The sequence below is a fragment of the Vibrio sp. 704 genome (assembly GCF_033339295.1).
This window is the reverse complement of the sequence record NZ_JAWOUH010000495.1, coordinates 1-674: the sequence shown is the minus strand read 5'-3', so window position 1 is coordinate 674 and position 674 is coordinate 1. Positions and strand designations below refer to the sequence as shown.

Sequence of the window (674 nt, the reverse complement as noted above, 5' to 3'; positions counted from 1 at the left end):
ACATGAGGATCATCTTGTCGGCGAGTGATCTCAGCAATTGAAAGTGATCGCTGGTGGTGTTTCTCAATTAATTGAAAGCATTTACGGATAGCATTGAGCATCCCGAGCGCCAATACATCGACTTTCAGAAGCTCTAAGCTTTCGAGATCGTCCTGATGCCATTGAATGATAGTTCGATCTTCCATTGCTGCATTTTCAACGGGCACCAATTCATATAATGGACCCGATGAAATCACGAAGCCGCCGACATGCTGAGAAAGATGACGAGGAAAACCAATAATCTCGTTCACCAGTTGGATAAACTGCTGACCTTTGAGCGATTCCGGTTGCAAACCAAGCTCAATAATTTGTGCTTGCCAACCTTGGCTACGATCTCGGCGGTTAACATTTTTGATGAAAAAATCCAATTGGGTCTCTTCAATACCTAACGCTTTTCCGACCTCACGTACCGCACTTTTGAAGCGATAACTGATCACTGTTGCGGCAAGAGCGGCACGTTCACGTCCGTATTTTTTATAAATGTATTGAATGACTTCTTCACGGCGCTCGTGTTCGAAGTCAACGTCGATATCTGGTGGCTCTTTGCGTTCTTTACTGATAAATCGTTCGAACAAGACAGAGATTTGTCTTGGATCGACGGCGGTGATTTCTAAGCAGTAACACACGACGGAATT

The 674-nt window shown here is 44.5% G+C and carries 1 pseudogene; it reads right to left on the bottom strand.

From position 1 onward, the window contains the following. Positions 1–674: pseudogene (locus R7R24_RS27340) on the bottom strand (error-prone DNA polymerase); the annotation flags it as partial.